Raw genomic sequence first — 4,485 nt, forward strand, 5'->3', positions numbered from 1 at the left:
AACGAAAAGATAAACTTTGATCTCACCTACTCTACATTACGTGTCATAATCTATAAAACACTTCTCTTTCCTCTATTTAAACTTTATTTTTCACTAAAAGTCTCAGGTTCTGAAAACATTCCAGATCAACCATGCATCATTGCTCCTTCACATCAAAGTATGCTCGATGGTTTCATACTTGTCGCCGCATTACCCTACAATGTTTTGAAAGAAACATTTTTTCTAGCTTATCAAGCAGTATTTGACACAAAGATCATGAGACCCATCCTACAAAACATCCATATCATTATGATCAATGTAAACAAAGATCTTAAATCCTCTATACAAAAGAGTACTCTCCCCTTAAAAAATGGGAAAAACTTAGTTGTATTTCCTGAAGGAGCAAGATCACGCGATAGAGAACTTCTAGAGTTTAAAAGATTTTTTGCGATCCTTTCAATAGAACTAGATATTCCTGTGGTACCAGTTGTACTTGATGGTACCTTTGAGGCGATGCCCGCAGGTAAACTTTTTCCAAGACCTGCACCTGTCATCGTCAAATATCTAGATCCGATCTATCCAAAAGGACTAAGCTATGATGAGCTAGTAACCAAGGTCAAAGAAGCTATACATAAAGAGATGATCGAACATCCTCTACACAGTTGATCAAGTCAGTGTAGCTCGTACTTCATCTGCAGCTTTTTTTTCATCTACTTTCATTAACAATATTGCACCCAGAATAAAAAAGATGGCTACAGAAGCGATTCCTACTCGGGAGTTCTCAGTGATCAAAGCAACTATACCAATCAAAAATGGTCCTAAAATTGCAGCAGTTTTTCCTAAAAAGTTATAAAATCCAAAAAACTCGGCAGCGTATTCATCTGGAATCATTTTGGCATAGTAGGAGCGACTTAATGCCTGGATACCTCCTTGAACCAATGCGATCATCACTGCCAATATATAAAACTCATGAATCTCATCCATAAATGCTGCCCAAAATGTAATAAAGAGATAGATACTGATCGCTAAAAGAATCGCTTTTTTAGTATCCCAATTTTGGGCGAGTTTGGCAAAAACAAGTGTTGCAGGGAAACCGACAAACTGGACGATCAAAAGTGATAAAACCAAGCTTCTTGCATCAAAACCTATAGCCATTCCATAGTCAACTGACATTCTTATAATCGTATCTACCCCATCGATATAGAGCCAATACGCTATCAAAAAAAGTGTCAACCCTTTAAGATGTCTGATCTTTCTAACCGTCCCGGCAAGTCTGTGATATCCCTCTGAAATGATTTGAACTGTTCCTTTGTCTTTTGTAGGTTTTTTCTCTTTAACAAAAAAAAGCAAGGGTAAAGAAAAAAACATCCACCATACAGCAACAGATATAAATGAGATCTTCACAGCTTCTATATCGCCATCAAGTCCAAAAAAGGCAGGATTCTGTAACATCCAAACATTGAGTGAAAAAAGAATCCCCCCTCCAAGATACCCCAGTGCAAATCCAAGTCCAGAGACGAAATCTACATTTTTTTCTTCCGTAATAGTCGGTAAAAGTGAATCATAAAAGATATTTGAACCCATAAAGCCTATATTTCCAAGCGCATATACAAATATCGCTGCTTCCCAGGCTCCCTCTCCCACAAATGAGAGTGCTGCACTCATTAGAATTCCAAGATAGGCAAAGAGAAACAAAAACCTCTTTTTTAATCCCCCCACATCAGCGATAGCTCCAAGTAAAGGAGCGATAAGTACAATGAACAAACTCGAAATCGAATTTGCAAAACCAAGCTGTGCCGTACTGACAGTAACATCAACATTAGCACTAAAATACCCCTTAAAAAAAATGGGGAAAAATCCTGCTATCACTGTTGTAACATATGCAGAGTTTGCCCAATCATAAAATGCCCATGAGTATATACTTCTGTTTTTACTGTTTTTCATACTTACATCATGACTTATTTTCGATAAAATAGAGATTATGAACTTTTTAGAACTTTTTAAAAAATCAAACCTTATCGCAGCACATCGGGGTGATCGCTCACAAAAGCCAGAAAACACTTTAAGTGCTCTTGCATCAAGTATAGGTAAATGTGACTTTATCGAGATCGATGTACAGCTTACTAAAGATTTGGTGCCTGTAATCATCCATGACGATACTCTTAGTCGAACCAGTGATGTCTCAAAAATAAAGAGGTTTGCAGAACGTACTCCATGGAGAGTCTCGGATTTCACATTTGAAGAACTTCAAAGCCTTGATTTTGGTAGTTGGTTCAATCTTGAATATGAACCGGTTCTTACCTTGGAGAAAGCACTTTCATTTGCAAAAGAAAAGAATCTTTTTTTAAATGTTGAGATCAAAGACATGTCAAACACTTATAAAGATCAAATAGCTGTTAAAGTTATTATCGATATGATCAAAAAAACACAAACTGAGCATTTAGTACTCATTTCATCCTTTTACCACCATTATCTTTCCCTGTGTAAAAAACTCTCTTCCAAGATACCCACAGCTGCTTTACAAATATATAAACATCCAAACAATCTTATTGATTATCTTCATACTTTGCAAGTAAATGCCTATCATCCTGAAGATAAGATCACCAATCAAAAAACAGTAGCCGCTTTAAGAGAAGCCGGCTTTTTTGTTAATGTGTTTACAGTCAATAAAACAGAGCGTAAAAAGAAGTTATTTGAGTGGGGTGTTAATGGTATTTTTACTGACAATCTAGTCTAATCAGTTTTATTTATGCTAAAATAATTATAAGATACTTCTAAAAACCGTGCAAGTCTTAAGAGGTCTCTTTTCATATAAACTTATGGAGGTAGGACATGAAAAACTATATTTATAACTCTGACATTGGAACATTTGAAATCGTACATAAGGGTCATTTATGTTATCAACTCTGGATAGAAGAAGAACTACTTGGCGAATATCAGAGTGCTGAACTGGCTGCTGCGGATGTAGCTGAATTTAATACCGACTACGTGGAATGGGATAGATTCAAAAATGAACTTGAAAACTTTCCAACTAGCCTTGAAGAATGGACTACTGTCACCGAGGAAACACCTCGTAAGTAATGCAGCGAAACATCACCTTCAAAAAAAGTGATAACCCCAAGTTCATCGCTGACTGCCATCTAGGAAAGCTGGCAAAGTATTTGCGACTTATGGGAGTAGACACTCTTTATTTTCCACATATAGAAGATGATGATCTTATTGATATGGCCAATAATGAAAATAGATTTATACTTACCCGTGACCGTTCTCTTTCAGAACGTAAAAATGCTCCTGTATTTTTTTTAGAGCCTACTGACACCAAAGCACAGCTCAAGACACTGATAGAGTACTATAAGCTAAATGAACGCTCTGCTCCTATCAGCCGTTGTATTGTCTGTAACACCCCACTTCAAGTCATTGAAAAAGAGAAAATTATAGATAGCCTACCTAAAAAAGTCAAAAAGTACTTCAACTATTTTGAGTATTGCTCTAACTGTGATCGTATCTATTGGCAGGGGGATCATTATAGGCATATGATGGAATTTATGGCACAAGTACAAAATGAGTCTTAACAAGTTTCAAAACGGAGAATGATTATGATAAAGCAACTATTCTGGTTGATGGTATGGGGTGTAGCATTTGGGTATATAGAGGCTTCTGTCGTTGTCTATCTCAGGGAGATATATTATCCTGGGGGTTTTGCATTTCCTTTGGTCATCATACAGGGAAATATTATGCTGACTGAAATAATCCGTGAGGCAGTCACACTGCTCATCATCTGGGCGACGGTATGCCTCTCATATAGAAAACTGCAAAGCCGAATCGCGGCTTATATCGTACTCTTTGGTATATGGGACATTTTTTACTACATATTTTTAAAACTACTTCTAAACTGGCCAGAAAGCTTGGGCACATTGGATATACTCTTTCTTATTCCTGCACCGTGGGTTGGACCGGTATGGGCACCGGTTCTTGTCTCTATCGGGTTTATCTATGCTGGAAGTGTCGTACTTATGTGCAACCATAAAAATAAGTTTTTACATTTTGGCAGAGGGTTTATACTGCTTGAGTTTTTAGCAGCACTTCTCATAATCGTTTCATTCCTCATTCCTGGTTTATCTGTACTTGAACAGACTCTCCCTATCCACTTCCCATGGTATCTTTTTCTCATAGGATTCTTCATAGGAATAAGTGTTTTTCTTTTCTACTTTTACCGTTCTGATCATATTTCATAAGTAATGTTATAAAAAAATTACTATACTGTTAATTTAAATCTCTTCATATTCCAGTTCAAAGTGATACTCTGAAAAATTTCTCTCAAGCATTTTCTCTATCTTCTCACGATACTGTGCTGCCTTAAGAGAGTTTTGAGAAAGAAAGACAAAAGCGATATCAGCCTCTTTTGCGTATTCACCACTGATATCAATCACAGAAACATTAAATGATTTAAGCTTCTCTTTCATACTGTTCGTGACACTTCTACGTCCTTTGAGTGATTGGACATAA

Annotated in this window: 7 protein-coding genes; 5 read left to right on the forward strand and 2 right to left on the reverse strand. The window is 36.7% G+C overall.

Annotation, left to right across the window (positions count from 1 at the left end):
- A partial coding sequence (locus tag ABZC96_RS08430) for a lysophospholipid acyltransferase family protein (protein WP_373030431.1) occupies positions 1-645 on the forward strand: 645 nt, incomplete at its 5' end.
- Here the strand turns inward: ABZC96_RS08430 and ABZC96_RS08435 are convergent.
- Positions 646-1,923 (reverse strand): MFS transporter, encoded by a 1,278-nt coding sequence (locus ABZC96_RS08435; RefSeq protein WP_373030432.1) that lies wholly within the window; start codon positions 1,921-1,923, stop codon positions 646-648.
- A 37-nt stretch (positions 1,924-1,960) separates the two neighbouring features.
- Here ABZC96_RS08435 and ABZC96_RS08440 point away from each other — a divergent pair, with 37 nt between their 5' ends.
- From ABZC96_RS08440 to ABZC96_RS08455, 4 genes are all read left to right on the forward strand, one after another.
- A complete protein-coding gene (locus ABZC96_RS08440) occupies positions 1,961-2,716 on the forward strand; it encodes a glycerophosphodiester phosphodiesterase (RefSeq protein WP_373030433.1) in 756 nt (251 codons plus the stop codon).
- A gap of 95 nt (positions 2,717-2,811) precedes the next feature.
- A complete protein-coding gene (locus tag ABZC96_RS08445; protein ID WP_373030434.1) occupies positions 2,812-3,060 on the forward strand; it encodes a hypothetical protein in 249 nt (82 codons plus the stop codon).
- Positions 3,060-3,551, forward strand: a complete 492-nt coding sequence (locus ABZC96_RS08450; protein WP_373030435.1) for a Mut7-C RNAse domain-containing protein — start codon at positions 3,060-3,062, stop codon at positions 3,549-3,551. Before ABZC96_RS08445 ends, ABZC96_RS08450 begins: the two co-directional genes overlap by 1 nt.
- A 24-nt stretch (positions 3,552-3,575) precedes the next feature.
- A complete protein-coding gene (locus ABZC96_RS08455; RefSeq protein ID WP_373030436.1) occupies positions 3,576-4,214 on the forward strand; it encodes a hypothetical protein in 639 nt (212 codons plus the stop codon).
- A gap of 33 nt (positions 4,215-4,247) precedes the next feature.
- Here the strand turns inward: ABZC96_RS08455 and ABZC96_RS08460 are convergent.
- Positions 4,248-4,485, reverse strand: a 238-nt coding sequence (locus ABZC96_RS08460) for a DUF503 family protein (protein ID WP_373030437.1), incomplete at its 5' end; no start/stop codon positions are given.

The organism is Sulfurovum sp., assembly GCF_041551015.1.
Classification (GTDB): domain Bacteria; phylum Campylobacterota; class Campylobacteria; order Campylobacterales; family Sulfurovaceae; genus Sulfurovum.